We start from the raw sequence: 25,798 nt of genomic DNA, 5'->3' as shown, positions 1-25,798 counted from the left end.
ATAGTGAAACCTGAACCGGGTTTCAACTTCCGGATGAAGGAGGGGATAAATGACGCAAGAACGTGGCAAGTCCGCCACACTGCCCCCTGCTTTGCATCTGGGCGACAGCGCGGCGAGTGAGGGCAAGGAGCCGCGCACCGCACGCGGCCGCCGCACGTTGCGCGCGATTTTGGACGCCGCTGCCGCCGAGTTCGGCGAGAAGGGATTTCATGACGGGTCGGTGAGCGGCATTACCCGCCGCGCCGGCGTGGCGCTGGGCAGTTTTTACACCTATTTCGATTCGAAGGACGCGGTGTTCCGCGCGCTGGTGCGCGACATGAGCGATCAGGTGCGCGAACATGTCGCCCCAGCGATCCGCGCCGCCCCGGAGCAGATCGCCGCCGAGCGGGCGGGCCTGGAAACCTTCATCGGCTTCGTGCGCAAGCACAAGGAAATCTACCGCATCATCGACGAGGCCGAGTTCGTCGATCCCGAGAGCTTCCGGCTACACTATCAGACCACCGCCGAACGCATCGAAAAGCGGCTGAAGGCGGCGGCGGAACGCGGCGAAGTGCGCGCCGATGTGTCCGAGGTCCACGCCTGGGCGATCATGGGGATGAACGTGTTCCTGGGCCTGCGCTACGGCGTGTGGAGCGAGGACGCCGAGGCGGGCGAGGTGGCCGATACAGTGGCGGAGTTGCTGGCGCGGGGGTTGGGGGTTCGGTAGTCAGCTGCGGGGCGGCTCGGTGGTCTCGCTGCTCCAGTTCCAACCAGTCTCCGATGCCACGCGATCCTCAAAGTCGCAGGAGGCAGTCACTATCATTCCGCACGCGCGCAGGCTGCGGATCATAGCCACGACACCCGCTTGAAAGCGCTCATGGCTTTCAGGATCGCTGTCTTCGGCGTCGACTTCCGCTGTCCAGCGCGATGCCTCAATAGGATGGTACGGCTTGCGAGCACTCTGCTCCGCTAGATATGCATCATTTTTGAAGTTGTCGGCCCAAACCCGCAATCCATCGAATTCCTTCGACGTCGACTGGTCCAAAAGTGCCTGAACATCGTCATCAGATGCACGCGTGTCGATGTACAAGCGACAATAAGGGGTTTCATCGATAGGCGGCGTCATATGTCTAGCCCGCCTCCGCGATCCACTTTGCCGCCGTCTCGCCGTCCCACTCCATGTCGCCTGACACGCGCCACACTTCCTTGCCCTCCGCATCGTAGAGGATCGTCGTCGGCAGGTTGACGCCATAGCCGGTCGAGAACTTCACATCGGGGTCGAGATAGGGCTGGAGCGCGGCGAACTTGGCCTTTTCGAAGAAGGGCGTGACCTTGGCCGCGCCGTCGAGGTCCTGGCTGATCACCAGCACTTGCAGCTTGTCCTTTTCCCGCACCGCGAGCCGGTCGAGCGTCGGCATTTCGCGCACGCAAGGCGCGCACCAGGTGGCCCACAGGTTGACCAGCAGCGGCTTGCCACGGAACGCCGCCAGCGTCACCGGCTTGCCCGCTGGGTCGAGGAAACCGTAGTCGGGCGCGGCCTCGCCCTGCTTGCTGCGGTCGACCGTGCCGACGCGTTCGGGCTCGTCGGAGGCGTTGTCGGGCGCAGCCGGGCTTTCGGCGGCGACAGTTGCGGTTGCTTGCGGGTCGGGTTGCTTGCCACTATCGCAGCCGGCAATTCCAAGACCTGTTACGAGGAGAAGCGCGATCGTCGAGCGCAAGGGAAGCTCCAATTCCATGTGGGGCGGGCGCTTCGCCGAAGGCCCGTCGTCGGTGATGCGTGAGATTAACGCATCGATCCCGTTCGACAAGCGAATGTGGCGCCAGGATATCGCGGGGTCGAAGGCGCATGTTGCGATGCTGGGGCAGCAGGGGATCGTGTCGGCGGAGGATGCCGCGACGATTTCGGCCGGGCTGGACGCGGTTGCCGAAGACTATGCGCGCGACGGGGTGCCCGAGGATCTGGCGCTCGAAGACATTCATATGCTGACCGAATCGCGGCTGGCCGAGAAGATCGGGCCGGTTGCCGGACGGCTGCACACCGCGCGCAGCCGCAACGATCAGGTCGCGACCGATTTCCGACTGTGGGTGCGCGACGCGAGTGATCAGGTGCTCACCGCGCTCGACGCGTTGCAGGGCGCGCTGCTGACGCGGGCGCAGGAGCATGCCGACAGCGTGATGCCGGGCTTCACCCATCTGCAGAGCGCGCAGCCGGTGACGTTGGGGCATCATCTGATGGCCTATTTCGAGATGATCGCGCGGGATGTGTCGCGGTTTTCCGACAACCGTGCGCGGGGCAATCTCTGCCCGTTGGGGTCGGCGGCACTGGCGGGGACGGGCTTTCCGCTGGATCGCGAGATGACTGCAGCGGCGCTGGGGTTCGACGGGCCGACGCGCAACTCGCTCGATGCCGTGAGCGACCGCGACTTCGCGCTCGATTATCTGATGGCGGCGGCGCAATGTTCGCTGCACCTCAGTCGCCTTGCCGAAGAATTCGTGATCTGGGCGAGCCAGCCCTTCGGCTTCGTCAAGCTGTCCGACCAATGGTCGACCGGCAGCTCGATCATGCCGCAAAAGCGCAATCCCGATGCGGCGGAGCTGGTGCGCGGGCATAGCGGGCGGATCGTCGGGTGCCTGACCGCGCTGATGATCACGATGAAGGGCCTGCCGCTCGCCTATTCGAAGGACATGCAGGACGACAAGCCGCCGGTATTCGAGGCGCATGACCTGCTGGCGCTGTCGATCGCGGCGATGACCGGGATGGTCGAGAGCGCGAGTTTCCGCACCGACCGGATGCGCGGCCTGGCCGAAAGCGGCTTTGCCACCGCTACGGACCTGGCCGACTGGCTGGTGCGCGAAGGCGGCATCCCATTCCGTGAGGCGCACCATATCACCGGGCGCGCGGTCGCGGCGGCGGAGGCGAAGGGCGTGCGGCTCGACCAGCTGGAACTGGCGGAACTGCAGGCGATCGACGGGCGTATCGATGCGCGCGTGTTTGACGTATTGACGGTCGATGCTTCGGTGGCGAGCCGGATGAGTTTTGGTGGCACGGCCCCGACCCGGGTGCGTGCGGCGATTGCAGCCGCCCGCGCTGCAAGAGGAGAATGAATATGCGAACCCTGGTGGTCTTCACGGCGCTTCTGCTGGCCGCATGCGGCAATCGGGGTGACCTGAAACCGGCCGCCGGGGAGTCGCTGCCCCCCAAACCCTATGGTGCGGTGGCCACGCCGGCACCGGCAGACCTGACGAAGGCGCCGCCCCAGACGCGACCGACGCGCAGCGACGAAGTGCTGCGCAGCTCAGAGGAACGGCGCAGCGACGAGTTCGACCTGCCGCCGCAATAAGAAGACCATCATGGACCATTTCAATCGCAAGAACGGCGTGCTGCACGCCGAGAACGTCGCCATTTCGCGCATCGCGGCAGAGGTCGGCACGCCCTTCTACGTCTACTCCACCGCCACGCTGGAGCGGCATGCGCAGGTGCTGAAGGCCGCGCTGGCCGACCTGCCGCGCGTGCATATCGCCTTCGCGATCAAGGCCAATCCGAACCTTGCCGTGCTCGGCGTGCTCGCCAAGCAGGGCTATGGCGCGGATGTCGTGTCGGGCGGCGAACTCAAGCGCGCGCTGGCGGCGGGGATGAAGCCCGAGGACATCGTGTTTTCGGGCGTCGGCAAGACGCGCGGCGAGCTGCAGCTGGGGCTGGACGAAGGGATCGGTCAGTTCAACCTGGAGCTGGAGGAAGAGGGAGAGGTGCTCGCCGACCTCGCGCATGCCCAGGGCAAGACTGCGCCGGCAGTGCTGCGCGTGAACCCCGATGTCGATGCGGGCACGCATGCCAAGATTTCGACCGGCAAGGCGGAGAACAAGTTCGGCGTCGCGATCGACCGCGCGCCCGCGATCTTCGACCGGCTGGCCAAGCGGCCGGGCATGAACCTGCGCGGCGTGGCGATCCATATCGGCAGCCAGCTCAAGACGCTCGCCCCGCTGGAGGCGGCCTACAAGCGCGTCGGCGAGCTGGTCGCGCAGCTGCGCGCTGCCGGACACACCATCACCCATGTCGATCTGGGCGGCGGACTTGGCGTCCCTTACGAGCCTGATGACAAGGTTTCGACCGCCGAGGAATTCGGCGCGATGGTCAAGCGCGTCACCGCCGATTGGGACGTGACGCTGATGTTCGAGCCGGGCCGGTTTATCTGCGGCAATGCAGGCGTGCTGGTGACCGAGGTGATCTGGGTGAAGCCGGCGAGCATCAACCCCTATGTCATCGTCGATGCGGCGATGAACGACCTGGCCCGCCCGGCGCTCTACGACGCCTATCATGCGTTCGAGGCGGTCGAGCCGACGGGCGAGAAGTTCGTCGCGAATATCGCGGGGCCGGTGTGCGAGACCGGCGATACGTTCGCGATGGGGCGCGAGATCGATCTGGTGAAGTCGGGCGATCTGGGCGTGTTCCGCACGGCTGGCGCGTACGGCGCGACCATGGCCTCGACTTACAACAGCCGTGCGCTGGTGCCCGAGGTGCTGGTGTCGGGCGACAAGTTCGCGGTGGTCGCGGACCGCATCCAGCCCGAAACGATCATGGGGTCCGAGCGCGTCCCCGAGTGGGTGCGGTGAAGCGCTCCGGCCTGCCCGTTTTTGTGCGGCTGGACGGGCGGCCGGCAATCTTGGTGGGCGACGGCGCGATGGCGGAGGCCAAGCGCCGCTTGCTCGAACGCGCGGGCGCGGTGATCGTGGGCGAGGATGCGCTCGCGCAGATCGCTTTGGTCGCGTGCGAGGATCCGGAGCCGGTGGTTGCGCGGCTGAAGGCACGCGGGCTGCTGGTCAATGTCGCCGACCGGCCCGATCTGTGCGACTTCACCTTGCCCGCGATCATCGAGCGCGATCCGGTGACGATTGCGATCGGCACCGGCGGCGCGTCGGCGGGTCTGGCGGCGGCACTGCGCCAGCGGATCGAACCACTCATTCCGGCTGGCCTTGGCGCGTTCGCCGATGCGCTGGCGGCGGCGCGCGGGGCGATGCGCGCGCGCTGGCCCGATGGGGGCGAGCGGCGGCGGGCGCTGGGTGCTGCGTTGAGCGGGCCGCTCGATCCGTTGCAGGCACAGGATGAGAAGGCGGTGGCGCGCTGGATCGCCGGGTCCGATGCACCGGGCGACCGGATCGAGGCAATCATACTGACCTCCCCCGATCCCGACGACCTGACGCTGCGGCAGGCGCGCTGGTTGGCGCAGGCGGATCGGGTGACGCATCGCGCCGATGTGCCCGCCGCGATCCTCGACCGCGCGCGCGCCGATGCCGATCGCATGTTGTGCGACGCGCCGCCTGAGGGCTTGCCCGGCCTCACCGTCGATGTTTCAACCACGCGATGAGTGGATTTGCCTATCGGGTCACGGCGGACGCCGTCGAGGAGATCGCCCCGCGCGACGCGCTGGCATGCGCGGCGGAGTTCGTGTGGATCCACCTCACCTCGCGCGATGAGGAGGTGCAGGCGTGGCTGCGCGATCACGCCGCACTCGACCATTTCACGATCGATGCGCTGACCGCGCTGGAAACGCGCCCGCGTTGCGAGCAGGTCGATGGCGCGGCGTTGCTCAATCTGCGCGGCATGACACAGGCGCAGATGGCAAGCAGCGATCCGCTCGCATCGATCCGGATGCGCGCCGATGGGCGCCGCGTGATTTCGGTGACCCGGCTGCCGCTCGACGCGCTGGATGCGGCGCGCGCAGCGATGGAGGCGGGGCAGATCCGGGACGCGGGCGATCTGATCGCGACGCTGGCGACCGCGATCACCGAACAGCTCGATCCGCATGTCGCGCAGCTTGGCGATTCACTCGACGATTGCGAGGAGCAGCTCGATCCGCGCGCCGCATTTGAGCTGCGCCGCAGTGTCAGCGCGGCGCGGCGCAAGGCGATTGGATATCGCCGCTTCCTCTATCCGCAACGGGTGGCGCTGGAGAAGCTCGCCGGGCTGCCGGTACCGTGGCTGAGTGACGAGGACCGGCTGCACATCAACGCCGCCGCCGACCGCGCGGCACGCATGGCGGAGGAGCTGGAGAGCATTCGCGAGCGCGCGGCGCTGATCCATGAGGCGCTGACCGATTTGCGCGCCGAGGTGATTGATCAGCGCTCGCTGCTGATCGCGGTGGTGGCGATGATCTTTCTGCCGCTGACGTTCATCACCGGGCTGTTCGGGATGAATGTCGATGGCATTCCCTATGCCAGACATCCCGAATCATTCTGGGTGATCACCGGCTTCAGCCTGGCGGTCGCGGCCGGGGTCGGCCTGTATTTCGTCAGGCGACACTGGTTCCGTTGAGCGGCACGACGCGGCCGGCCCGCGCGTCGATCGATCCCTGCAGCCGCGCACAATCGGCACGGGTGACGGCGAGTTCGCTGCGCGTCTCGCCCAGTTCGATCGCGCGCGCGGCGATTCGCGCGTCGAGCGAGGCGACGGTGCGCTTGAGCTCAGCGATTCGCCCGGCGCGCTCCAGCGTGCGTTCGATCCGCGCCTGAAGCACACCGAAATCGAACGGCTTGGCAATATGGTCGTCCGCCCCCGCCGCGAGCGCCGCAACCGCGCCGTCCGTATCGTTGAGCGCGGTGATCATGATCACGGGCAGGTCGGCAGTGTCGGGCGCAGTGCGAATTTCCGCCAGCGCCTCCAGCCCCGACATGCCCGGCATCACCATGTCGAGCAGGACAAGGTCGAAGCCACGCCCGGAAATCAGATCGAGCGCCTCGCGACCGCTTTGTGCCAGCACCACCATATAGCCCATCGCGCCCAGCCGTCCGCCGATGACGTGCAGGCTGGTCCGGCTGTCATCGACGACCAGGATCGTGCGCGTGTGACGCCGGCGCGAATCGCCTGTCTGGGTGTCAGGGCTCACCATGACACCCAATCTATGCCGGGAGCGTCACGATCCTGTTAACGCTGCGCTGGTGCCGTTTAGCGCTACGCTGGGCGGCGGCATCGGCCCGCTCCCCCCACCCGACCACCCAGCGGTAGCATGATATGGGTGGCCGGGTGGGGGAGCGGGCCGGTGCCGTCTTACTTGGGCTACTACTCAGCGCCGCAGAAACCACAGGATCTGGTCAACCATCATGCGCAGTTGCGCGTCGGCATCGGCCAATGGATCGCCGGGCGCGCCCATGTTGATCGCGACACCCAGCGGGGTCGGCCAGCCGCGCAGCGCGTGGACCACCGTGCGCAGCGCCGCCATGGTCGACACCGCAGCCTGCCATCCGCCCGCCGTCGCGACCATGCCCACCGGCATCCGGTCGAAATAGACGCGATCGTCGCCGCGCAGCAGCTCGACATGGTCGAGCGCGTTCTTGACCAGCCCCGACAGCGTGCCGTGATAGCCGGGCGAGCCGACGATCACCGCATCGGCGCTGCGCAGCACCGCGACGAACTGCGCGATATTGCCGTCCGGCACCGGGTCGCACAGCTCATAGGGCGGGAAGTTGATCGCCTCGCCCGTCAGCAGCGTGGTGCGTGCGCCAGCTTCCTCCGCGATCGCCAGACAGCGCGCCAGCGCGCGGCCGGTGCTCGATTCGGGGCGCGATGTTCCGCCAAGGGCGACGATGTGCGGCTTGCTCATGGCGCGGGGCTAGCGGAAACCACCGGGATCGGCCACCCTGATCGCGCGGGACGGCGAAGGAGGGACGGGGTGCAGACCAAGGGACCGCTGGCGGGGGTGCGGATCGTCGAGATCGACGCGATCGGGCCGGTGCCGTTCGCCGCGATGCTGCTCGCCGATCTGGGGGCGGACGTGGTGCGGATCGTCCAACCCGATGCGAATGCGAGCCATGTCGTCCCCAGCCTGTATCGCGGGCGGCGCGAGCTGGAGCTAAATTTCCGGCATCCGGCGGCGATCAACGAGCTGCGCGACCTGATCGACCGCGCCGACGGGTTGATCGAGGGCATGCCCCCGCGCTCGATCGATGCGCTGGGGATCGGCCCCGATGCGTGCCGGATGCGCAACCCGCGGCTGGTCTATGGCCGGGCGAGCATGTGGGGGCAGGACGGGCCGATGGCCGAGCGTCCGGGCAGCGACATCAACGTACTGGCGCTGACCGGCGCGCTGCATGCGATCGGCACGCCTGACCAGCCCGTGGTGCCATTGACCCTGCTGGGCGACCATGCCGGGTGCGGCATGTTCCTGGCGCTGGGCATGGTGAGCGCGATCCTGGGCGCGCAGGCGAACGGCGAGGGCCGGGTTGTCGATGCCGCCGCGTCGGATGGGGTCGGCACGCTGATGGCGCTGACCCAGAGCCTGGCGCAGAGCGGGCGCTGGCTCGATCGACGCGAGGCCAATCTGGTCGATGGCGGGGCGCCCTTTTACCGCACCTATCGCTGCGCCGATGAGCGCCATGTCGCGGTCGGCGCAATCGAGCCGGCGGCCTTTGCCGATCTGTGCGCGGTGCTGGGGCTGGAGGCGTCGAAAATCCCGCAGTTCGACCGTGCGGGGTGGCCGCACATGGCGCGCGAATTCGCCCGGCGCTTTGCCAGCCGGACGCGCGACGAATGGGTCGCACGCTTCCCCGATGGTGCGGCCTGTGTCACCCCGGTGCTGAGCCTGACGGAAGCGGCGCGGCATCCGCATGCACTGGCCCGGCGTCCATTGGCGAGTGGCCCGGCGGGCGGCCCGACCGCGCCGCAATTCACCCCGCGCGCGACGCCGGTAGGACCGGCGGTGGTGACGAGCGTCGGCGAGATGCTGGGGCGGTGGGTGGATTGAGGTCAAATCTCCCCTCCCGGAACGGGTCGGAGGAGGGGCGTGCGTCTGCGCGCTTCAAAGGATGCAAAGCGCATCGGCAAAACAGCGACGTGCGAGGAATCGAGCCTCGCTCGCCGCTAAACCCTCCCCTAGCCCCTCCCTTTCAGGGAGGGGAATAATAGGGGTTCAGGCCGCGCGCGCTGCACTCCACGCGCCGGCAATTTCCTCAAGGTCGTCGGCGACAGCGCGGAACGGCGCGGGGTCGCTGCCGATGCTGGCGTGGACGATCTGGTTGCGCAGACCGTGATAGAGCGTCGCGAGCGTCCGCGACACCTCTCCTCCGCGTTCGAAATCGAGGCCCCCTTCGAGCGCGAACAGGATCGCGGTGGCGCGGGCGATGCGCTCGCTCTTGACCGGGAACTGGCCGTTTTCGGTCGCGAAGGCTGCGGAGCGGAGCGCGGCGATGCACTCCTTGTACATGAGTTCGACCAGCTGGTGCGGATCGGCGGCGGCGGTGCGCCCAACCGCGTCGATGTTGCGATAGGTGGCGGCGGCGTCGGTGGTGAGGCGGATTGGGCGGGTCATCGCATCAATTCTGCTTGTTCCAGGCTTCGACCTGCGATTCGAGGAAGCTCATCGTCGATTTATAGACCGCGACCTTGGCGTCCATGCTGGCGAACTGGCGGGTCATGCGCGTGCGCGTGTCCTCGACCTTGGCGAGCACATCGGCCTTGTCCTCGTCCAGATCGGCCTTGGCGCGGGTGTAGCTCGCCTCGCTTGCGCCCAGCCCGCGCGTCGTGCTGGCGGCGGTGGCGGAGATCGCGTTGAGCGCCCCGGCGATGCCGTTGCCGGTGGCGTTGGTGCCGACCGGTTCGGCGAACAGCCGCTCGACCGCTTCGGGATAGTCGACCAGCGCCCGGCTCAGCGCGGCGGTGTCGACGCTGAGCGTCCCGTCGCGTTCGGTGCGAATGCCGATCTGGGCCAGCGTCGTCGGCTCGCCCGCTGCGCCGGTCGCGACCTGAGCGATCGTGATCTGCTGAAGCTGGCGCTTCACCGCCTTCGCCGCCGCATCGCCGCGCAGCGCGCCGTCGAGCGGGTCGAGATCCTTGTTCAGCGCCGAGAAGACCTCGTTATAGGTCGCGACGAAATCCTGTGCGGCCTGGAGCAAGGCGCTGGTCGGCGCGGCCTTGCCGATCGTCACGATCGTCCCCGGCTGGGCCGAGGACAGGTCGAGCCGGACGCCGGGGACCAGATCGGAAATGCTGTTGCCGTCGCGGCGCAGCGCGATGCCGTCGACCGCGACGATCGCGTCGGCGGCGGCGCTGCCGATCGTGGTGCCGGTCGCACCGATGCCGACATTGAGCGCAGCGAGTCCTTCATGGCCCGCCGTCTCGGTCGCGGTGAGGGTGAAGGCGCGCGCCTCCCCGCTTGCGCCCTTGACCACCAGCCGCGCGCCGCCGCTGTCGGTGACGACCGATGCGGTGATCCCGGCCTTGGCCGCGTTGATTGCGGCGGCGATGCCGTCGAGGCTGCTATTGTCCGGGCCGATGGTGATGGCGACCGGGGCGGCGCTTCCCGCCGTGAAGCCGGCCATCGCGCCATCAGCGACCGTCGCAGTGCCGAAGGTGAGGGTGAGCGTCCCCTGACCGATTGCAGCAGTGCGGTCGGTCACGGCGGCGCTGGCGGCGCTTTGCGGTGCGGCGAGCTGACGCACCTCGACCTTGGCGTTGAGCGTAGCCAGGTTCGCGCCCGACAGGCGGGTGACGCCTAGAATGCTGGAATGTGAGGTCGTAGGCTGCGTCGCGAGCGTCCCGCCGCGCGTGAGGTTCGCCAGCGCCGTGGCGAAGCCGGTGATGTTGCTCTTGTGCGTCGCCGCCGCCGTGATCTGCGCCGTCAGCGTCTCTTCGCGCTTGGTGAGCGCTGCGTTCTTCAGTTCGAACTGCGCATCGACCAGGCTCTGGACGAGCGCGGTCGTGTCGATGCCCGACCCGGTGCCGATCGTTTTCGCAATCGATTCAATGGCCATGGCCGCATTCCCCCATGCCCTCAAGAACGGCCATCACGGCCTGCCCTTTAGGCCGATTTGCACGCCGTTTTCGTCGAACTGCGCAGTCTCGGGCACCTTCACGGCGGGCATCGCTGCGCCCGCACGCTTGTCGAGGCCAAAGACGAACGCCAGCACCGTCGCGACCGCGAGATACAGGTCGTCGCGGATCTCCTGATTCTCGCGGCTGGTGAAATAGAGCGCGCGGGCGAGCGGTGGCAGCTCGATCCGCGGCACCGCGAATTCGTCGGCCAGCTCGCGAATCGCCAGCGCGATCTCGCCGCGCCCCTTGGCGACCACCACCGGCACCTGATCCTTGCCCTGATCATAGCGCAACGCGACCGAGAAATGGGTCGGGTTGGTGAGCACGACATGCGCGGTCGCGACGCTCTTGCGGAGGCCACCCTTGGCAATTTCGCGCTGACGCTGGCGACGATGGCCCTTAGCCTCGGGCGAGCCTTCGGTTTCCTTATATTCGTCCTTTACTTCCTGCAGGCTCATCTTGAGCCGCTGCATGTGGCGGAAGATCTGGATCGGAAGGTCGACGCCCGCGATCAGCAGCAATCCGCCCGCCATGACGAGAACCAATGTGGCAAAGGTATCGCCGAGCGACTTCACCGCCGTGCCGAGGTCGGACGAGACCAGACCCATCGTCATCGGCGCCGATCCCCACAGCAGCCACGCGCCCATGCCACCGAGCAGCACGACCTTGAGCAGCGACTTGCCGAGTTCGATCCAGCCGGTCGGGCCGAAGATGCGCTTGAGCCCGGAGCCGGGATTGATGCGATTGCCCTTGGGTGCCATCAGCTTGCCGTTGAAGCGCAGCGCGCCGAGCGCTGCCTGGCTCAGCACCGCGCCGCCCAATGCGATGGCGAGCAGGGCGCCCATCGACGGGGCGAGCTTCCACCCGGCGGTGGCGAGCGGCTTCCAGGGCTGGAAACTCTCGATATCGGCGCGGCCGAAGCTGAAGCTCGCCGCCATCACCTCGCGGATCGCCGACAGCAGTTGCGGCCCCATCAGGATCATCCAACCACAGCCGAGCAGCATGATCAGCGCCGCGCCGAACTCGCGCGATTTGAGCAGGTCGCCATCGTCGAGCGCCTTTTGCTTGCGCTTGGGTGTTGGTGCTTGTGTCTTTTCGCCCGCGCTCTCCGACATCAGCCGAGTCCTCCGAGCACCAGCGCCTGTACGGCGTCGAGCGCCTCACGCACGATGACGAGCATGTAGTCGCCCATCGCGGGCATGCCGGCGAGCAGCGCGAGGACACCCATGGCGAGGCTGGCGGGAATGCCGATCGCGAACAGGTTGAGCGCGGGGGCCGAGCGCGAGAGCATGCCGACGACGATGTTGAGGCACAGCAGCAGAAAGCCGACCGGCAGCGCGAGCAGCAGCCCGGCGAGGAAGGCGTAGCCGCCGAACAGCACGATGTTCATGAGCTTGCCCGGCGTCAGCCACGCGCCGCCGGGGGGCAGCAGTTCGTAGGAGCGCACGATCAGCTCGACCAGCACCAGATGCCCGTCGACCGCGAGGAACAGCAGGGTGAGCAACACGGTCAGGAACTGCCCTAGCGCGGGGGTGGACTGGCCGGTCTGCGGGTTGATCGCGGTGGCGAAGCTGAGGCCCATCGATACGCCGATCACCTCGCTCGCCACCAATGGCGCGGCAAAGGCGATCTGGAGGATGAAGCCGAGGGCGAGGCCGACCAGCGCCTCCGCCGCGACGGCGAGGATCGTGGTCAGCACGAACACCTCGCCCGGCACCGCAATCGGCGCGGCCTGCATCGACAGGATCGAGACGGCGGCGGTCAGCAGGATGCGGACGTTGAGCGGCACCGCGATTGCGCCGAACACCGGCGCGGCAAGGAAGGCCGCACCGACGCGCACCATCGTGAACAGCAGCGCCCAGAGCTGCGGTTCGATCGCGAGGCCGAAGCCGAGCATGTTAGTGGATGCTGGCCGAGGTCGGCGCCCAGCGCGTGCGGAACAGATCGTCACGCCGCGCATCGGGGCGACGTAGCGACGGGCGCGGCGGCTGTGGCGGGGCGGCGGGAACGGGTGTGCTGAAAGTCATTTCACAAGGTCCGGGATGCGTTCGAAGATGGTGGTGGTGAAGTCGCCGAGCAGCGTCATGATCATGCCGCCGAAGATCACCAGGCTGACCCCGACGATCGCGAGCTTGGGCACGAAGGTCAGCGTCTGTTCCTGGATCGACGTCGCCGCCTGAATCATGCCGAGGATCAGGCCCGACAGCAGCGCCGGGATCAGGATCGGGGCCGAGGCCAGCGCGAGGATCCACATCGCTTCGCGCGCGACCGACAGGAAATAGTCTGCGTCCATGGTCCGGCTATCCCGAGAAGCTTGAAGCGAGGCTGCCCATCGTCAGCGCCCAGCCATCGACCAGCACGAACAGCAGCAATTTGAACGGCATCGAGATGATCGTCGGCGACATCATCATCATGCCGAGGCTCATCAGCACGGTGGCGACGATCAGGTCGATGACGATGAACGGCAGGAAGATCAGAAAGCCGATCTGGAACGCGGTCTTGAGTTCGCTGGTGACGAAAGCGGGCAGCAGGATCGAGAAGGGCGTGTCCTGCGGATTGGCGATCGGGCCGGTCTTGGCGATGCCGGCGAACATCGTGATGTCCTTTACCCGCGTCTGCTTGAGCATAAACGCGTGGAGCGGCTTTCCCGCCTCCTCGATCATCTGCGTCGCGCCTATGCGGCCTTCGGCATAGGGCTGGATCGCGGTGCGGTTCATCACCTCGATCGTCGGGGCCATGATGAAGAAGGACAGGAACAGCGAAAGGCCGACCAGCACCTGATTGGGCGGGGTCTGTTGCAGGCCCAGCGCCTGACGCAGGATCGCGAGCACGATGATGATTCGGGTAAAGCTGGTCATCATCAGCAGGATGCCCGGCAGCACCGTGAGCAGGCCCATGATGATGAGCACCTGCAGCGACAGGCTGAGCGGCGCGTCGCCGCCACCCAGGTCGCCGAGCGCGCGGTCGATCGCATCGCCCGCACCCGGAGTCGCAGCGGCGGTGGGCGCAGCGGCGGCGGCTTCCTGCGCGAAGGCCGGGGCGACCGCGAACAATGCCAGCGCCAACGCGCCGAGCAGGAGCATGAGGTGGCGCAGCATCGGGCTCATCCGTCGATCCGGTCGATCAGGGTGACGCCGTTACGGCTGACCGAAACGAGCAGGCGCTTGCCCTCAACCTCAAGCACCGCGATGCGCGTGCCGGTCGAGACCATCATCGTTTCCTTGACCTTGAGCAGCCGATCGCCCTGATTGCCGGGCAACCGCGCCTCAAGCTTGCGCCAGAGATAGAGGCAGCCGATCAGCAGGCCGCAGACGAGCGGCAGCAGCACGACCAGCTTGAGGATGTAGGACCACATCATGGTCGGTCAGCCCCGCTTTTCGGGCGCGACCAGTTCGGTCATGCGCACGCCGAACTTCTTGCCGACCGTGACCACTTCGCCCCGACCGATCAGCGTGCCGTTGACGAACACGTCGAGCAGCTCGTCGGCCTCGCGGTCGAGTTCGATCACGCTGGTTTCGGCCAGCGCGAGCAGCTCGCGCAGCGTCAGCGTGGTCGATCCGATCTCGACGGTCAGCTTGACCCCGACATCCTGGAGCAGGTGGAAATTGGCGGCGGCCGCGGTTTCGGCGGCGAAGCTGCCGGTCATGTCGTTCATCGTGCGTCCTCGAGCTCAGGGGTGTCGAAACGGGTCAGGCGAATTGCGGCGCGGCCATTGGCGGTGCCGACGGTGCCGCTGCCGATGCGGCGCGGGCCGACCATCACCGGCACATCGGGGCCGAAGCTGATCGGAATGACGTCGCCGGGCTTGAGCGCCATCAGCGTCGAAGCGGGCACGATCGGCTCGGCCAGCACCGAACGGACCGGCAGGCGCACGCCGAGCGCGGCGCGGGTCAGCGCATTGCGCCAGTGCGGCTCGACCTCGGGCTCGCCGCCGATCACCTTGGCGGTGAGCGCCGGGCTCCACGGTTTGAGCGCGCTGACGGGGTAGAGAATGTCGATCCAGTGCGGCTTGCCGCTGCCCTGTGCGACGCCGATGCGGGTGACGACCATCGCGTCGCCGCCATCGATCTCCGGCGCAACCGACAGCGGCGTCGGCGCGGGGGCGAAGCTGAAGTCGATCTCGGCGAGCAGCTCCCAGGCCGGGCGCAGCTGCGCCGCGATGCTGTCGGCCACCCGGTGCAGCAGCGTTTCCGCCGACCCGGTAAAGTCGGTCGGCATCGGGTGTGGTGCCTCACCATCCCCGCCGAAGAAGCGGTCGAGCATTTCGTAGCTGAGCTTGCCGTCGATCAGAATGAAGGCACGGCCCCGCCCCGGCGACATGGCCAGCGGCAGCCACGCGGTGAGCCCGGCGGGCCGTTCCGCGCGGTAATCGGCGTGGCGCTGCACCGCCAGCGGCTCAGCCCAGACGCGCAGCCCTTCGCCGAGCAGCGGTTCGAACACCGGCTTCAACGATTTGGCGAGCCGGGCGGTGAGGTGCTGCACGCCGCGCAGGTCGCCGAACGGGTTGAGGTTCGCGGCCCCCAAAGCGGGCGCGTGCTCGGCGCCGGCGCGCGAACGCTCACGCCGATCCGACGCGTTTCCCTGAAGGGTCATCTCTGAAGGGCCGTTAACCATGCCCGTTCACTGAACGATGAAATTGGTAAAATAGACGTTAGCAATCCCGCCAAATCCCTCTTTTTCCTTGAGGACGCCGTTGATTGCGGCGGCGAGGCGCTTTTGCAGGCGGGTTTTTCCGTCGGCGGTGAAGACATCGTCCTCCGCCGTTTCGCCGAGCGCGAGCAGGATCGCCGAACGGACCGCAAGTTCATGCGTCTTCAGATTGTCGACGACGCGGTTGTCATAGGGGGTCGAGACCGCGATCCCGACCTGCACGAAATGGACGCTCTCGCGCAGATTGGAGGTGAACTCCTTCTCCATCTGGTAGTAAGTGGAGGCATATTTGTCGCCGCCCTCGCCCTTTGGCGTCGGCTTGCCCTTGCTCTCGCCGCCCTCTTCGCCTTCCTTCCCGGCGGAAGCGCGGATTTCCTCGCTCTTGGGGACGAGGCGCGGCGTATCGGCATCGGCGCTCTCGCCCTGCGCGGCGCCCCCGCCGAGCAGGCCGGAATTGGCGGCGTAGAGGCCGCCACCGACGCCGCCGCCGATCAGCACGACCAGGCCGGTGCCGATCATCAGCCATTTCATCATCCCGCCCTTTTTCTTCGCGGGCGCTGCGGTTGCTTCGGTATCGCTCATCTCAAATCCCCCTCAGGATGGTTCAGGCGACCCGCGCGTCAGACGCGGCGCCGGTGTCCGCGCGCGCCGATGCCGGGCGGGCGGGTGTGGATGGGTGGTTGGGCTGCTGTTGCTGGCCGCGCTCGCCGCTGCCGCTGTCGACGCTCGACTGGCCGAGCTTCAGCCCGCGCGCTTCGGCGAGTTCGGCAAGGCGCGGGGCAGCGTCGGCGAGCAGCTGGCGGGTTGCGGGGTTCTCGGCGGTGAAATGCACCTGGAGCCGATCGCCATCGCGGCGGATCGAGACATCGACCGCGCCCAAATTCTCGGGCGCGAGGCGGATGCGCGTGTCCGCCGCCTCGACGCCCTCACGCAGCGCGGCGATGCGTTCGATCATCTTGCCGGTCCAATCGTCGCGGCTGAGGTCGAGCGGGGCCTGATCGGCCGGCGCGGTCGCTTGCACGGTGGTGCGCTGAAGCTCGACCGAGCGCAGCAGCTGGATTTCCGGGCTGGTCGGGTCGGCCGGGGTGGCTGTGTCGAGCGGTTCGACCAACGGTGCGGCGAGAGCAGCGGCGAAGACCTGCGCGGCGGGTGCGGCCTGCATGACCGGCGGCAGCACGGCGGTCAGTCGCGCGGCAAGCTCGGGCGCCGCAGCGGTGGCGCGGTCGATCCGAACCTCCGCCGCGGCGACCCCGCCCCCTACGCCCGGCTCGGCCTGGGCCGGAACCGCGCGCAGGGTGCGAAGCGGGGTGGAAACTGGGGTTGACGTCGGAGCATTAGACGCCGGTGCCAGCGACGCGGCGAACCCATCGCCGTCAGCAGCGCCCGTCGCTTCACCGGGGAGCGGCGCCGCCTCGGGCAGATCGCACGGCATTGCGGCGGCCTCCACGGGATCGGCGATCGGCGCAGCGACCGGAGCGGCGGGCATGCCGACCGCAATACGGGCAGGCAGCGGGGCTTCGAGCGGGAGCGGCATCAGCCCCTCCGGCATCCACGCCAGCAGTGCTTCATCCGTGTCGCTATCGTCGCCCGTTGCCGCGCCATTGCCGGGTACCGGCAAATCCTTGCCGCCCGCGGCAACCAGCTTGCCGGTCGCGGGCGCGAGGCCGGGCATCACGCAGTCGAGCGCCAGCTTGAGATCGAACCCCCCGGGACCCGTCGCAGGCACGGCGCGCGGCGCGATTGCGGACGGAGACAGGGCGATGGCGGTCGAGGCGAGCAGGTCGGTCACGTCGGGCGAAACTCCTTCGCCCGGTGATCAGCAAGGATCGTGCCGTTTTCTCGGGATGGCCGGCATGTCCTCCAGCGCGCGCATCGCGCGGCGGGCGGCATTTGCCTCGGCACGTTCGATCAGCTTCTCGATCGCGCTCTGGTCGCGCTTGGCTTCCTGCGTCGCGCTGCGGGCATGATCGAGCCCGCGCTGGGCATCGGCGACGCGGCGCTCGGCGGCGAAGGCGGACTGGTGCAGCCGTTCGCGATAGTGCGCGGCGGCGATCAGGCTGGTCGCGCTGCCGGGCAGCGGCGCGGGCGACGGCGCGACGCCCTGTGCCAGCGATTCGATCCGGGCACGCAGCGCCTGTTCGGCGGCGACCTTCTCCCGCGCCGCAGCCTCGCTCGCGCGCACCATGTCGAGCTGGAGCGTGCGGACGCGGTGCAGGCGACCGAGCTTTTTAGTGTGTTTGTCCAATCAATCCTCCCCGGCACGGGGAGGTGGCAGCGCGCAGCGCTGACGGAGGGGGCCCGAGGCATCGGACTCCCTTGCCTCGGGCCCCCTCCACCAGCCTTCGGCTGGTCCCCCTCCCCGTTCCGGGGAGGATCTTATCCGGTCACGCATCCCCGAACACGCCGACCAGTTCGGTCACGGCTTCGTCGAGGCTGACCGTCTCGTCATAGGGCTGGCGGATATAGTCGAGCACGGTGTCGTGGCAGGCGATCGCGGCATCGATCTGGGCATCGGCGCCCGCGCGATAGGCGCCCATCAGGACGAGATCGCGATTCTCTTCATAGGTCGCGAGGTGACGGCGCAGCACGCGCGCGGCGGCGACGTGCGTCTTGTCGGCGATGTCGGTCATCACGCGGCTGACCGATGGCCCAAGGTCGATCGCGGGATAAACGCCGCGTTCGGCCAGCGCGCGGCTGAGTACGATATGGCCGTCAAGGATCGAGCGGGCGCTGTCCACCACGGGATCGTTGCCGTCGTCGCCATCGGCGAGCACGGTGTAGATCGCAGTGATCGACCCGCCGGTGTGGACGTCGGTCCCGGCCCGCTCGATCAGGCTGGGCAACATCGCGATGGCGCTGGGCGGATAGCCGCGCGCGCTGGCGGGTTCACCCAGTGCCAGCCCGATCTCCCGCCCGGCATGCGCGACGCGGGTGAGCGAATCCATGATCAGCAGCACCTTCTTGCCCTCGTTGCGAAAGGCTTCGGCGATGGCGGTGGCACGCAGCGCGCCACGGATACGCAGGACCGGCGAGTGGTTGGCCGGGACCGCGACCACCACCGAACGCGCACGTGCCGCGCCAGCGACCTTGGTTTCGAGAAAGTCGGACACTTCGCGCGAGCGTTCGCCGATCAGGCCGATGACGATCACATCGGCCTTGGCCGCGCGGACCATCATGCCGAGCAGCACGGATTTTCCGACGCCCGATCCCGCCATGATGCCGACGCGCTGGCCCTGACCGATGGTCAGCAGGCCGTTGATCGCGCGCACCCCGACATCCATCGGCTGAAGCACGCGCCCACGGTCGAGCGGCGACTGGATCTTGCCGGCGAGCGGCCATTTGCCTGCCCCGCGAATCGGGCCGAGCCCGTCAATCGGCTTGCCTGCGCCATCGACGACGCGGCCGAGCAGCGCCGCACCGACCTCGGCCTCGCCGGGAGGGCCAACCGGGCGGACGGGGGCGTTGGGCAGCAAGGCGGCGGGGCCGCCCAGGTTCATCAGCAAAGTCTTGCCGCCGCGAAAGCCGATCACTTCGGCTTCGACGCGATGCTCGCCCGTGCCGATCGCGCAGACCGTGCCGACCGGGAGCGACAGGCCAACGGCCTCCATCAGCAGCCCGTCATAGGAGGACAGGCGGCCCGACACTTTGGGCTGGGGCCGGAATCCGCCACCGGCGAGACCGTCGAGATAGGCGGCACTGAAATCGTTGAACATGCGCCCTCAGATCGCGGGAGGAATAGGCACGCGGTCGATCGCCTGCGCCAGTTGTTCGAGCCACAATTCGGGGCCGTCCTCGACGATGGTCGAGGCGCTTTCGATGACGAAGGCGCCGCGCTTGAGCTGGGCGTCGCCGACCGGGAAGACCGTCTTGGGCAGGTGATCCTGCACCAAAGCGACATCGTCGGGGTGGAGCCGCAGGATCGCCGATTCGGCGCTGTCGGCAAGCAGGTCGGTCGCCGCCTCGATTCGGTGCGCGAGCACGTCGGGGGCAACCCCCGCCTCGCCGATCATGCGGGTGACGAGGTGCAGCACGGTCTGGCGCAGATGCCCGGCCATGCGCGCGCGATCGAAATGCGCCCCGCGGGCCAGCGCGTCGCTGACCTGGGTCAGCAGCGCAGTCTGCGCCGCTGTAGCCGCGTCGGCCTCGGCACGACCGGCGGCGAGCCCTTCGGCATAACCCGCTGCACGCGCGGCGGCGACCGGGTCGACGAATGGTGCGGGTTCGGCGGCGGCCTTGTCCGCCTCGAACATGTCCCACCCTTCGGTAGGCTTGTGACCCGGCGCTTCGGGCGCAAAGTGGCGGGGCGTCGCAGGCGGGCGCGGCGCGATCGCGCGCGCCGCGAAGGCATCGGGCGGGGCGAAGGCGCGTTTGAGCGCGTCCGCAATCCCGTCGCCGCGCGCGGCCAGGCCGGGGACGAAGTTAGACATAGTCGTCGTCTCCGCCGCCGCCCGGCATCGTGATCGTGCCGTCCTTCACCAGCTGGCGGGCGATTCCGATCATCGCCTTTTGCGCGTCGAGCACCTCGGCCATCTTCATTGGGCCACGTGCTTCCAGCTCGTCGCGGATCGTGTCGGCCGCGCGGCTCGACATGCACGACAGGAAACGGGTGCGCGCAGCCTCGTCCACGCCCTTGAGGCTGCGGACCAGTATGTCGCTGTCGATGTTGCGGAGCAAAGTCCCCATATTCTTGTCGTCGAGCTCGAGCAGATTGTCGAAGACGAACATCGCTTCCTCGATCGCACGGGCGATTTCGCGGTCGATCTTGGCGAGCTTGGGCATCACCTTCTGCTCGGTGATCTTGCGTGCCGAGGACATGATCTTCCCCGCCTCGCGCGCGCCGCCCATCTGGACGCCGGCAACCCGCTTGGGCTGGCCAGCATGGCGTTCGAGGACCTGGGTCAGCGTCGCGATCGCGTCCGGAGTCACTGGGCCAAGGCGGGCCACGCGGCGCAACACTTGCGGCTGGTTCGCCTCGGGCAGCATTTCCAGCACCTGTGCCGCGACGGCGGGATCGAGATGCGCCAGCAGCACAGCGGCGATCTGCGGATGCTCGTCCTCGAGCATCCCGGCAATCTCGGTCGCGTCCATCCAGGCGAGCGCGCTGATCGATTCGGCGGGTTCGGGCGGCAGGATGCTGGCGAGCACGGTCCCCGCCCGCTCCGGCCCCAATGCCTTGGTCACCACCGTTTCGAGCTTGGGCCGCGGATCGAACTGGATCGCGCTGCGCTCCTGCGCGCGGCCGGTGAAATCGTCGAGGACCTGCGCCATTTCCCATTCGCTGACATCGGCCACGGCCATCATCGCCGCGCCGAGCTGACGCACCTCATCCGGATCGAGCTTTTGCAGGATCGCAGCGGCCTCTTCGTCGCCGACCACCATCATCAGCACGGCGGCGCGTTCGACGCCCGTAAAGCGGCGCGGGGCGTTCATCTTACTGGCCCTCCGTGCGGATCATGTCGCGCACCGCGAGCGCAGCGCGCGCCGGATTTTCGCGTGTGAAATCGCGCACCAGCCCCACCCGGTCGCCGAGCGACAGGCCGGACCCGGCAAGCATCTGCGGGCTGACCGGCGTCGGCAGCTGCACGCCATCGGCGGCGCCCATCGGCGCACCGGCCACACGCGCATCGTCGCGGCGGCGCATCAGCGCGCGGGCGAGCGGACGCACACCGAGCAGCAGGACGAGCAGCGCGATCACCAGCGCAGTGACGTTGCGCGCGACCATCGCGAACCATGGCGTTTCGTAGAAGGGAATGCCCTCCGCCTCGGCAGCGGCGTTGGTGCTGAACTTGCGGCTGACCACCGTGACCTGATCCTGGCGCTCCGCCTTATAGCCGACCGTCGCCTTGACCAGTTCGTCGATCTGACGAATTTCGACCTGGCCGCGCGGTTTGCCCGGCTCCTCGCGCAGCAGCACCGCGACCGACAGCCGCTTGATGCTGCCCGGCATGTTGCGGGTGACCGAAACCTCACGGCCATTGCTGTAGGTGCGGGTGAAGCTGTCGCTCTGCTTCATGCCGGGGGCAGCCGCCGGAGTCGCGGGCTGGCCGGGCTGAGCGGGAGCGCCGGGCGTCGGCGTCGCAACCGTGCTCGGCGCCGGGGGCACGTTGGACAGCGCGCCGGGGATGCCGCCGGGCGCACCCGCCGCACCGTCGCGCGGCGCGCCGGTCCAATTGCCCTGTTCGGCGCGGACCACCGTGCCTTCCTTGTCATAGCTTTCGCGGGTGGCCTGGTTCTCGTCCAGATCGACCTCAGCCTGCACCTCGGCGCTGAAATTGCCCGCGCCGAGCAGCGGGGTCAGCAGCGTCACCAGCTGTTGCCGCACCTTGTCCTCAACCCGGTTCTGGAAATCGATCCGCGCGTCGCCGGCGCTCGATTCCTGCCCGGTCTTGCTCAGCAGCGCGCCCATCTGGTCGACGATGGTCACCGCATCGGGCTTCATCCCCGGCACCGACGAGGCGACGAGGTTGACGATCGATCGGACCTGCGCGTCGCTGAGCGTGCGGCCGGGCTGGAGCTTGACGATCACCGAAGCGCTCGGCTCGGCCTTGTCGCGCACGAACACGCTGGCTTCGGGGGTGGCGAGATGCACCCGCGCCTCGGCCACCGTGTCGATCGCGCCGATCGAACGGGCCAGTTCGGTCTCGCGCGCCTGGCGCAACCGTTCCCCCTCGACCGCGCGGCTCGCGCCCATTGGCATATTGTCGAGCAGGGCGTAGCCGCCCGGTGCAGCCTTGGGCAGGTCCTGTCCGGCGAGCAGCATGCGCGCCTTGTGATAATCGTCCTCGGCGACGGTGATCGAACCCGACCCGTCGATGCCATTGGCGATGCTCGCGGCGTCGAGCGCCTGTGCCACCGCCGCCTTGTCGCTTTCGGGCAGGTTGGCGAACAGCACGCGCTGCGGCGGGGTCGACAGCATCATCCAGGCCAGAGCGGCAGCGCCGATCAGGCCGAGCATGAAGATCAGCGGCAGGCTGCGCTTGACCGCCGGCTGGGCGAAAATGTCGCCCAGCTGCTTGAGCGGGTTGGCCGCGCCGCCGCTGGTGGCGGGGACGGGGGCGTCGGTGGTGGCGATGGCGTTGCTCATGGTCAGACCGGCATGCTCATGATGTCACGATAGGCGGTCAGGAGTTTGTTCCGGACCTGAAGCGTCGCTTCGAAGCCAACCGACGCTTCCTGGCGGGCGAGCATCACCTTGGCGATGTCGACCGTTTCGCCGCGCTCGTACGAGGCGGAGAGTTCGCTGGCGCGGGCCTGCGCTCCGTTCACGTTCGCCACCGCCTGCTGCATCGTGTCGATGAAGCTGGACGGGCCGGCGGGCTGGACGCCCGGCGTTCCAACCGGAGCGGCGGCCCCGCTGGTTGCGCGCTGCAGCGCTTCGTTGCGTTCGAGGATCTGGGCGCGCAGCTGCATCACCCGGTCGACGCCACCCGCGCCGCCCACTCCGCCGATCCCGCTCATGCGCTAATCCTCCGGACCAGGTCTTCGCCCTGCTCGCGCGCCTTGGCGAGGCGGTAGCGCAGCGTGCGTTCGGAGATGCCGAGCCGCTTGGCGGTCTCGATCCGGCTGCCGCCGCACGCCGCCAGCGTCTCGCGGATTGCGGCGAACTCACTGAGCTGGACGATATTGCTGAGCTGTCCGGGCTCGGCCTGCACCGGCGCCGCCGAGACGCGCGGACGATCGAAGATGAGGTGATCGGGCGTGATCGCGTCGCCCATGCACAGCAGGAGCGCGCGCTGGATGACATTCTCGAGCTCACGGACATTGCCCGGCCAGTCATGCGACTGGAGCACCGCCAGCGCCTCGCGCGTCACCCAGGGCAGCTGCGCGCGGCCCGCGCTGTGACGCAGCACCATCGCCGCCGCCAGCGCAGCCACGTCGCCGGGGCGCGCGGCGAGCTGCTTTGTCGAGAGCGGGAAGACCGACAGGCGGTAGTAAAGGTCGGCGCGGAACCGGCCCTCCATCACTTCGGCCTGAAGATCGCGGTTGGCGCAGGCGATGACGCGCACGTCGATCTTTTCAGCGGCAGTCGCGCCGATCGGCACGACCTCACGCTCCTGCAATGCGCGGAGCAATTTGGCCTGGAGCGCGAGCGGCATTTCGGCGACTTCGTCGAGCAGCAGCGTGCCGCCATTGGCCGCACGGAAAAAGCCTTCGCCCGACGCATTCGCGCCGGTGAACGCGCCCTTCTGGTGCCCGAACAGCAACGCTTCGAGCATGGTTTCGGGCAGCGCCGCGCAATTGACCGCGATGAACGGGCCGTCGCGGCGGGTGGAGCCGTTATGGATCGCCTTGGCCAGCACTTCCTTGCCGGTGCCGGTCGGGCCGTTGATCAGTACGGTGATGTCGGCGGCGGCGACGCGTTCGGCCAGCGCATAGAGCGCCAGGCTTTCGGGATCGGCGGCGACCGGCGCATGCGCGCCACGCAACATTGCGCTGGCAAAGCCGGTGGCGACCGCAGTGTCATCGGCACCATAGGACAACCGGGCGGGATTGCCGTCGTTGAACGGGATCGCCGCGACCGGCCCCTCGGCCAGCACCAGGGTGCGGGCGGAAACCGGGGGCGCTTCGCCCTCGACGATCATGAACAGGTCGCCGGGCATCGGCTTCACCTTGTCGGCGGCACCGATCGTGAACCCTTGCGAGCGCAGCGCCGAAACCAGCGCATAATTCTGGCGAAGGACTGCGGCCGACGGAAAGATGGTCTGCATTCGAGAACCCCCTGTTGAACGGGGGAATGCGGGATTGGTGGTAAACGCCGAGTAAACCAATTCAAAAAAACAGCATTTTTCGGCTCCAGTTCGCCGCGCGTGCCTCTACGCGCGCGCGAGACCCGCGAAAAACTGCGCAGAAAACTGCTTAATCCGCCGCGCACCCTGCCGTTCACCCCTGTGGCGGCTCGGGCTCCTTCGCATTCAGGGGGGAACGGGGAGACGCCGGATTGAACGGAGACAAGACATGACTGTTATCGGAACGAACATCGCGAGCCTGCGCGCCGCGAATGCTTCGAAGATGGCGTCGGCCTCGCTGCAGACCGCCATGGAGCGTCTGTCGACTGGCAAGCGCATCAACACTTCGAAGGACGACGCCGCCGGCCTCGCCATCGCATCGACGATGACCTCGTCGATCCGCGGCATGAGCCAGGCAATCCGCAACGCCAATGACGGCGTCAGCCTCGCCCAGACCGCCGAAGGTGCGCTGAGCGAAGTCACCAACATGCTGCAGCGCATCCGCGAGCTGTCGGTCCAGTCGGCTTCGGGCACCTATTCGGACAGCGACCGCACCAACCTTCAGTCGGAAGTGACCGCGCTGACCTCGCAGATCTCGTCGGCGCTGACCACGACCAAGTTCAACGGCGTTTCGCTGTTCACGACGACCTCGGGCGGCACGGGCACCAGCACGACGATCCAGACCGGCTATAACTCGGGCGAGACCGTCGCGATCGCGATCGGCAATATCGACCTGAGCACCATGTCGGCCGGCACCCGCGCCGCCACTCAGGCGGATGTCGATGCCGGGACGACCCGCGAAGCGACTGCCGACGACGTGACGGCGGGCGCAACCCGCGCCGCCACCGCCGCGGACGTGACCGCCGGTGCCACCCGCGCCGCAACGGCGGACGACGTGACGGCCGGTGCGACCCGCGCCGCGACGCAGGACGATGTCGATGCGGGCGTGACCCGTGAGGCGACTGCGGCGGACGTGACGGCCGGGGTGACCCGTGCAGCAACTGCCGACGACGTGACGGCGGGTGCGACCCGCGTCGCCACCCAGGCTGACGTTGACGCCAACCTGATGCGCCCGGCGACTCAGGAAGATATCGATAACGGCTTTGGCGGCGCGGTCGGTGACGACATCGCGGTTGCAGTCGGCGACGAAGTCCTCGCCGAGGAAGGCGATCAGATCGTCGTGAGCGAAGGCGATGAGATCACGGTCTCGGTCGGCGACCAGGTCGCTGCCGAGGAAGGCGACCTGATCGCGGCGGAAGTCGGTGACCAGATCGCGGCGGAAGTCGGCGACGACATCGTGGTTTCGGTCGGTGACGATATCGAAACGACCGGTCTGTCGGTTGCGACGTCGGCAGCGGCGACTGCATCGCTCGCCACGATCGACGCGCTGCTGACCACGGTCAACACGGTCCGCGCCGGCCTTGGTGCCAGCCAGAGCCGCCTCGAATCGGTGGTCAACAACCTGACCAGCAACGTCACCAACCTCACCGAAGCGCGCAGCCGCATCGAGGACGCCGACTTCTCGGCCGAAACGACCGCGCTCGCCAAGGCGCAGATCCTGAGCCAGGCATCGACCGCGATGCTCGCCCAGGCCAACCAGTCGCAGCAGAACGTCCTTACGCTGCTTCGCTAAGCGTGTGCC

At 68.0% G+C, this 25,798-nt stretch carries 30 protein-coding genes and 2 pseudogenes; 9 read left to right on the top strand and 23 right to left on the bottom strand.

The genetic code is table 11. The annotated features are described in order from the left end of the window. Window positions 1-49: 49 nt before the first annotated feature. Window positions 50-706, top strand: coding sequence for a TetR/AcrR family transcriptional regulator (locus tag KYX69_RS08845; RefSeq protein ID WP_300496216.1), 657 nt, complete (start codon window positions 50-52; stop codon window positions 704-706). On the opposite strand, the gene KYX69_RS08840 is transcribed toward KYX69_RS08845, so the two are convergent. Further along, window positions 707-1,105 carry a hypothetical protein gene (locus tag KYX69_RS08840; RefSeq protein ID WP_300496214.1) on the bottom strand — a complete coding sequence of 133 codons (399 nt, stop codon included), beginning with the start codon at window positions 1,103-1,105 and terminating at the stop codon, window positions 707-709. It lies immediately after the preceding gene. Window positions 1,106-1,109: 4 nt separating this feature from the next. Continuing rightward, window positions 1,110-1,697 carry a TlpA disulfide reductase family protein gene (locus KYX69_RS08835; RefSeq protein ID WP_300496212.1) on the bottom strand — a complete coding sequence of 196 codons (588 nt, stop codon included), beginning with the start codon at window positions 1,695-1,697 and terminating at the stop codon, window positions 1,110-1,112. 16 nt (window positions 1,698-1,713) lie between these two features. On the opposite strand from KYX69_RS08835, the gene argH reads away from it, so the two are divergent. Genes argH through KYX69_RS08810 form a run of 5 tightly spaced genes read left to right on the top strand, consistent with a single transcriptional unit; the run spans window position 1,714 to window position 6,289 of the window. Continuing rightward, on the top strand, window positions 1,714-3,084 hold the full coding sequence (gene argH, locus KYX69_RS08830) for an argininosuccinate lyase (RefSeq protein ID WP_300496210.1): 1,371 nt from the start codon (window positions 1,714-1,716) through the stop codon (window positions 3,082-3,084). Window positions 3,085-3,086: 2 nt separating this feature from the next. Next, window positions 3,087-3,320, top strand: coding sequence for a lipoprotein (locus KYX69_RS08825; RefSeq protein ID WP_300496208.1), 234 nt, complete (start codon window positions 3,087-3,089; stop codon window positions 3,318-3,320). 10 nt (window positions 3,321-3,330) lie between these two features. Continuing rightward, window positions 3,331-4,590 (top strand): diaminopimelate decarboxylase, encoded by a 1,260-nt coding sequence (gene lysA, locus KYX69_RS08820; protein ID WP_300496206.1) that lies wholly within the window; start codon window positions 3,331-3,333, stop codon window positions 4,588-4,590. Next, window positions 4,587-5,342 (top strand): NAD(P)-dependent oxidoreductase, encoded by a 756-nt coding sequence (locus KYX69_RS08815; RefSeq protein ID WP_300496204.1) that lies wholly within the window; start codon window positions 4,587-4,589, stop codon window positions 5,340-5,342. Before lysA ends, KYX69_RS08815 begins: the two co-directional genes overlap by 4 nt. Next, window positions 5,339-6,289: a CorA family divalent cation transporter gene (locus tag KYX69_RS08810; RefSeq protein ID WP_300496202.1), complete on the top strand. Its 951-nt coding sequence runs from the start codon at window positions 5,339-5,341 to the stop codon at window positions 6,287-6,289. Before KYX69_RS08815 ends, KYX69_RS08810 begins: the two co-directional genes overlap by 4 nt. Here the strand turns inward: KYX69_RS08810 and KYX69_RS08805 are convergent. After that, window positions 6,267-6,860 carry a response regulator gene (locus tag KYX69_RS08805; protein ID WP_300496200.1) on the bottom strand — a complete coding sequence of 198 codons (594 nt, stop codon included), beginning with the start codon at window positions 6,858-6,860 and terminating at the stop codon, window positions 6,267-6,269. The two genes, KYX69_RS08810 and KYX69_RS08805, sit on opposite strands and share 23 nt — an antisense overlap. A gap of 177 nt (window positions 6,861-7,037) precedes the next feature. Further along, the gene (locus KYX69_RS08800; protein ID WP_300496197.1) at window positions 7,038-7,574 is read right to left on the bottom strand and encodes an NADPH-dependent FMN reductase; all 537 of its coding nucleotides are present in this window, start codon (window positions 7,572-7,574) and stop codon (window positions 7,038-7,040) included. 69 nt (window positions 7,575-7,643) lie between these two features. Between KYX69_RS08800 and KYX69_RS08795 the strand changes: the two genes are divergently transcribed. Continuing rightward, window positions 7,644-8,714, top strand: coding sequence for a CaiB/BaiF CoA-transferase family protein (locus tag KYX69_RS08795; protein WP_300496195.1), 1,071 nt, complete (start codon window positions 7,644-7,646; stop codon window positions 8,712-8,714). 165 nt (window positions 8,715-8,879) lie between these two features. On the opposite strand, the gene fliS is transcribed toward KYX69_RS08795, so the two are convergent. The 19 genes from fliS to KYX69_RS08700 all read right to left on the bottom strand — a co-directional run bounded on the left by fliS (window position 8,880) and on the right by KYX69_RS08700 (window position 24,138). Continuing rightward, on the bottom strand, window positions 8,880-9,278 hold the full coding sequence (gene fliS / locus KYX69_RS08790) for a flagellar export chaperone FliS (RefSeq protein WP_300496193.1): 399 nt from the start codon (window positions 9,276-9,278) through the stop codon (window positions 8,880-8,882). Between the two features lie 4 nt (window positions 9,279-9,282). Next, window positions 9,283-10,719, bottom strand: coding sequence for a flagellar filament capping protein FliD (gene fliD, locus KYX69_RS08785; RefSeq protein ID WP_300496190.1), 1,437 nt, complete (start codon window positions 10,717-10,719; stop codon window positions 9,283-9,285). A 33-nt stretch (window positions 10,720-10,752) separates the two neighbouring features. Then, complete coding sequence (flhB, locus tag KYX69_RS08780; RefSeq protein WP_300496187.1) at window positions 10,753-11,895, bottom strand: flagellar type III secretion system protein FlhB; 1,143 nt, start codon at window positions 11,893-11,895, stop codon at window positions 10,753-10,755. Continuing rightward, entirely contained in the window at window positions 11,895-12,677 is a 783-nt protein-coding gene (gene fliR, locus KYX69_RS08775) for a flagellar biosynthetic protein FliR (RefSeq protein WP_300496185.1), read from the bottom strand. The genes flhB and fliR overlap by 1 nt, the downstream gene beginning before the upstream one ends. Before the next feature lies 1 nt (window position 12,678). After that, complete coding sequence (locus KYX69_RS08770; protein WP_300496183.1) at window positions 12,679-12,807, bottom strand: hypothetical protein; 129 nt, start codon at window positions 12,805-12,807, stop codon at window positions 12,679-12,681. Beyond that, window positions 12,804-13,073, bottom strand: a complete 270-nt coding sequence (gene fliQ, locus KYX69_RS08765) for a flagellar biosynthesis protein FliQ (RefSeq protein ID WP_066682622.1) — start codon at window positions 13,071-13,073, stop codon at window positions 12,804-12,806. Before fliQ ends, KYX69_RS08770 begins: the two co-directional genes overlap by 4 nt. A gap of 7 nt (window positions 13,074-13,080) precedes the next feature. Next, on the bottom strand, window positions 13,081-13,878 hold the full coding sequence (gene fliP / locus KYX69_RS08760) for a flagellar type III secretion system pore protein FliP (RefSeq protein ID WP_300496181.1): 798 nt from the start codon (window positions 13,876-13,878) through the stop codon (window positions 13,081-13,083). Between the two features lie 5 nt (window positions 13,879-13,883). Continuing rightward, on the bottom strand, window positions 13,884-14,138 hold the full coding sequence (locus KYX69_RS08755) for a flagellar biosynthetic protein FliO (RefSeq protein ID WP_300496179.1): 255 nt from the start codon (window positions 14,136-14,138) through the stop codon (window positions 13,884-13,886). 6 nt (window positions 14,139-14,144) lie between these two features. Continuing rightward, entirely contained in the window at window positions 14,145-14,435 is a 291-nt protein-coding gene (gene fliN, locus KYX69_RS08750) for a flagellar motor switch protein FliN (RefSeq protein ID WP_300496177.1), read from the bottom strand. Beyond that, window positions 14,432-15,373: a FliM/FliN family flagellar motor switch protein gene (locus KYX69_RS08745; protein ID WP_300496175.1), complete on the bottom strand. Its 942-nt coding sequence runs from the start codon at window positions 15,371-15,373 to the stop codon at window positions 14,432-14,434. Before KYX69_RS08745 ends, fliN begins: the two co-directional genes overlap by 4 nt. Before the next feature lie 27 nt (window positions 15,374-15,400). Then, on the bottom strand, window positions 15,401-16,012 hold the full coding sequence (gene fliL, locus KYX69_RS08740) for a flagellar basal body-associated protein FliL (RefSeq protein ID WP_300496174.1): 612 nt from the start codon (window positions 16,010-16,012) through the stop codon (window positions 15,401-15,403). A 22-nt stretch (window positions 16,013-16,034) separates the two neighbouring features. After that, window positions 16,035-17,219, bottom strand: a complete 1,185-nt coding sequence (locus KYX69_RS08735) for a flagellar hook-length control protein FliK (protein ID WP_300496172.1) — start codon at window positions 17,217-17,219, stop codon at window positions 16,035-16,037. A 27-nt stretch (window positions 17,220-17,246) separates the two neighbouring features. Beyond that, a complete protein-coding gene (locus KYX69_RS08730) occupies window positions 17,247-17,675 on the bottom strand; it encodes a hypothetical protein (protein ID WP_300496170.1) in 429 nt (142 codons plus the stop codon). A gap of 139 nt (window positions 17,676-17,814) precedes the next feature. Continuing rightward, complete coding sequence (locus KYX69_RS08725) at window positions 17,815-19,143, bottom strand: FliI/YscN family ATPase (protein ID WP_300496168.1); 1,329 nt, start codon at window positions 19,141-19,143, stop codon at window positions 17,815-17,817. Window positions 19,144-19,149: 6 nt separating this feature from the next. Then, a complete protein-coding gene (locus KYX69_RS08720; protein WP_300496166.1) occupies window positions 19,150-19,857 on the bottom strand; it encodes a FliH/SctL family protein in 708 nt (235 codons plus the stop codon). Beyond that, window positions 19,850-20,860: a flagellar motor switch protein FliG gene (gene fliG, locus KYX69_RS08715; protein ID WP_300496164.1), complete on the bottom strand. Its 1,011-nt coding sequence runs from the start codon at window positions 20,858-20,860 to the stop codon at window positions 19,850-19,852. Before fliG ends, KYX69_RS08720 begins: the two co-directional genes overlap by 8 nt. A 1-nt stretch (window position 20,861) precedes the next feature. Further along, complete coding sequence (gene fliF, locus KYX69_RS08710; RefSeq protein ID WP_300496162.1) at window positions 20,862-22,514, bottom strand: flagellar basal-body MS-ring/collar protein FliF; 1,653 nt, start codon at window positions 22,512-22,514, stop codon at window positions 20,862-20,864. A 2-nt stretch (window positions 22,515-22,516) separates the two neighbouring features. Then, a complete protein-coding gene (fliE, locus tag KYX69_RS08705) occupies window positions 22,517-22,888 on the bottom strand; it encodes a flagellar hook-basal body complex protein FliE (protein WP_300496160.1) in 372 nt (123 codons plus the stop codon). Beyond that, window positions 22,885-24,138, bottom strand: a complete 1,254-nt coding sequence (locus KYX69_RS08700) for a sigma 54-interacting transcriptional regulator (protein WP_300496159.1) — start codon at window positions 24,136-24,138, stop codon at window positions 22,885-22,887. Before KYX69_RS08700 ends, fliE begins: the two co-directional genes overlap by 4 nt. A gap of 247 nt (window positions 24,139-24,385) precedes the next feature. Here KYX69_RS08700 and KYX69_RS08695 point away from each other — a divergent pair. Both KYX69_RS08695 and KYX69_RS08690 read left to right on the top strand, forming a co-directional pair. After that, a pseudogene (locus tag KYX69_RS08695) lies at window positions 24,386-24,790 on the top strand (flagellin FliC); the annotation flags it as partial. Window positions 24,791-25,486: 696 nt separating this feature from the next. Beyond that, window positions 25,487-25,789 (top strand): annotated as a pseudogene (locus tag KYX69_RS08690) (flagellin); the annotation flags it as partial. Window positions 25,790-25,798: the final 9 nt, after the last annotated feature.

This window comes from Sphingomonas sp., from assembly GCF_030145815.1.
GTDB lineage: Bacteria > Pseudomonadota > Alphaproteobacteria > Sphingomonadales > Sphingomonadaceae > Sphingomonas.
Note: the sequence above shows the minus strand (reverse complement) of the source record. Positions and strands in the feature narration are given on the sequence as shown.

Excerpts from the sequence above, each read along its gene's own strand:
- KYX69_RS08845 (WP_300496216.1), top strand. The coding sequence starts at position 50 with ATGACGCAAGAACGTGGCAAGTCCGCCACACTGCCCCCTGCTTTGCAT.
- KYX69_RS08840 (WP_300496214.1), bottom strand. The coding sequence starts at position 1,105 with ATGACGCCGCCTATCGATGAAACCCCTTATTGTCGCTTGTACATCGAC.
- argH (WP_300496210.1), top strand. The coding sequence starts at position 1,714 with ATGTGGGGCGGGCGCTTCGCCGAAGGCCCGTCGTCGGTGATGCGTGAG.
- KYX69_RS08825 (WP_300496208.1), top strand. The coding sequence starts at position 3,087 with ATGCGAACCCTGGTGGTCTTCACGGCGCTTCTGCTGGCCGCATGCGGC.
- lysA (WP_300496206.1), top strand. The coding sequence starts at position 3,331 with ATGGACCATTTCAATCGCAAGAACGGCGTGCTGCACGCCGAGAACGTC.
- KYX69_RS08810 (WP_300496202.1), top strand. The coding sequence starts at position 5,339 with ATGAGTGGATTTGCCTATCGGGTCACGGCGGACGCCGTCGAGGAGATC.
- KYX69_RS08800 (WP_300496197.1), bottom strand. The coding sequence starts at position 7,574 with ATGAGCAAGCCGCACATCGTCGCCCTTGGCGGAACATCGCGCCCCGAA.
- fliS (WP_300496193.1), bottom strand. The coding sequence starts at position 9,278 with ATGACCCGCCCAATCCGCCTCACCACCGACGCCGCCGCCACCTATCGC.
- fliD (WP_300496190.1), bottom strand. The coding sequence starts at position 10,719 with ATGGCCATTGAATCGATTGCGAAAACGATCGGCACCGGGTCGGGCATC.
- flhB (WP_300496187.1), bottom strand. The coding sequence starts at position 11,895 with ATGTCGGAGAGCGCGGGCGAAAAGACACAAGCACCAACACCCAAGCGC.
- fliR (WP_300496185.1), bottom strand. The coding sequence starts at position 12,677 with ATGCTCGGCTTCGGCCTCGCGATCGAACCGCAGCTCTGGGCGCTGCTG.
- KYX69_RS08770 (WP_300496183.1), bottom strand. The coding sequence starts at position 12,807 with ATGACTTTCAGCACACCCGTTCCCGCCGCCCCGCCACAGCCGCCGCGC.
- fliQ (WP_066682622.1), bottom strand. The coding sequence starts at position 13,073 with ATGGACGCAGACTATTTCCTGTCGGTCGCGCGCGAAGCGATGTGGATC.
- fliP (WP_300496181.1), bottom strand. The coding sequence starts at position 13,878 with ATGCTGCGCCACCTCATGCTCCTGCTCGGCGCGTTGGCGCTGGCATTG.
- KYX69_RS08755 (WP_300496179.1), bottom strand. The coding sequence starts at position 14,138 with ATGATGTGGTCCTACATCCTCAAGCTGGTCGTGCTGCTGCCGCTCGTC.
- fliN (WP_300496177.1), bottom strand. The coding sequence starts at position 14,435 with ATGAACGACATGACCGGCAGCTTCGCCGCCGAAACCGCGGCCGCCGCC.
- KYX69_RS08745 (WP_300496175.1), bottom strand. The coding sequence starts at position 15,373 with ATGACCCTTCAGGGAAACGCGTCGGATCGGCGTGAGCGTTCGCGCGCC.
- fliL (WP_300496174.1), bottom strand. The coding sequence starts at position 16,012 with ATGAGCGATACCGAAGCAACCGCAGCGCCCGCGAAGAAAAAGGGCGGG.
- KYX69_RS08725 (WP_300496168.1), bottom strand. The coding sequence starts at position 19,143 with ATGTTCAACGATTTCAGTGCCGCCTATCTCGACGGTCTCGCCGGTGGC.
- KYX69_RS08720 (WP_300496166.1), bottom strand. The coding sequence starts at position 19,857 with ATGTCTAACTTCGTCCCCGGCCTGGCCGCGCGCGGCGACGGGATTGCG.
- fliG (WP_300496164.1), bottom strand. The coding sequence starts at position 20,860 with ATGAACGCCCCGCGCCGCTTTACGGGCGTCGAACGCGCCGCCGTGCTG.
- fliF (WP_300496162.1), bottom strand. The coding sequence starts at position 22,514 with ATGAGCAACGCCATCGCCACCACCGACGCCCCCGTCCCCGCCACCAGC.
- fliE (WP_300496160.1), bottom strand. The coding sequence starts at position 22,888 with ATGAGCGGGATCGGCGGAGTGGGCGGCGCGGGTGGCGTCGACCGGGTG.
- KYX69_RS08700 (WP_300496159.1), bottom strand. The coding sequence starts at position 24,138 with ATGCAGACCATCTTTCCGTCGGCCGCAGTCCTTCGCCAGAATTATGCG.